The following is a 736-nucleotide window of genomic DNA, read 5'->3' as shown; positions in this document are numbered from 1 at the left end:
AAGGGGCTTAGGAAGTAAACAAATACAAAATGTATGGTAACTTCCTAATATGAAACATAAAAATAGATACTATTCCCGTTCAAAAATCAGTGAAGTAAAATTCAGACAGATTATTCGCTTTTTTGCCATGGATTTTACTGCCACTGATACTGCCAAATTGACAGATATTTCTGTCCGTTCCATTAATCCCATCTTTATCAAAATCCGTAAGATCATTGCAGTAGAGTGCGAAAAAACTTCACCTTTTGAAGGCATCGTGGAACTGGATGAATCTTACTTCGGTGCCCAACGTATCAGAGGAAAGAGAGGTCGTGGAGCCTCAGGTAAAACTATTGTTTTTGGATTGCTTAAACGTGAAGGAAGCGTCTATACCGAAATAGTACCTGATTGCTCCAAAGCTACGTTACAAGGCATTATCAGAGGACATATTGAGCTGGATTCTGTAATCAACACAGATGGCTGGCGCGGTTATGATGGATTGGTTGATCTGGGTTATGAAAAGCACTTACGGGTCAACCATGGCAAGAATGAATTTGCTTGTGGAGATCGTCATATTAATGGGATAGAGTCATTTTGGGGCTACGCTAAAAAGCGCTTAATCAAGTTCAATGGAATTGACAAAAAGATGTTTTATTTGCATCTTAAGGAAACGGAATATCGCTTCAATCATAGACATAGTAATCTATACCTCGATTTGCTTAAACTACTCCGCGAAAACCCTCTTTAGCTTCCTAAG

At 38.7% G+C, this 736-nt stretch carries 1 protein-coding gene; it reads left to right on the top strand.

What is annotated here, in order from left to right; translation table 11 throughout:
* Positions 1 to 49: 49 nt before the first annotated feature.
* A complete protein-coding gene (locus tag AVJ19_RS21230; RefSeq protein ID WP_111861442.1) occupies positions 50 to 727 on the top strand; it encodes an IS1595 family transposase in 678 nt (225 codons plus the stop codon).
* Positions 728 to 736 lie beyond the last annotated feature (9 nt).

The sequence above is a fragment of the Acinetobacter sp. CFCC 10889 genome (assembly GCF_003268395.1).
Lineage (GTDB): Bacteria > Pseudomonadota > Gammaproteobacteria > Pseudomonadales > Moraxellaceae > Acinetobacter.
Note: the sequence above shows the minus strand (reverse complement) of the source record. Positions and strands in the feature narration are given on the sequence as shown.